General features: G+C 24.7%; 1 pseudogene. It reads right to left on the reverse strand.

What is annotated here, in order from left to right:
* A pseudogene (locus AC2FA3_RS15685) lies at window positions 1-231 on the reverse strand (hypothetical protein); the annotation flags it as partial.

Here is a 231-nt window from a genome sequence, read left to right on the forward strand (position 1 = left end):
CTTTAATCCCTTACATAATTGCACTAAGATATCTTGTATCTCTTCATCAGATATATATTTTTTTTGCTCTATCAATTCATTTAAAGTTATACCACAGATATATTCTTCCACTAAAATTATTTCTTCATCACCATCAAAAAAATAATAAATCCTAGGAAGTATCCTATTATCTATTTTTTTCAATTCCTGATAAGGAACATCTTTATTTTTTAGATACTTTATGACATATAC

It is taken from the genome of Janibacter sp. CoH_79_TC_3, assembly GCF_058197955.1.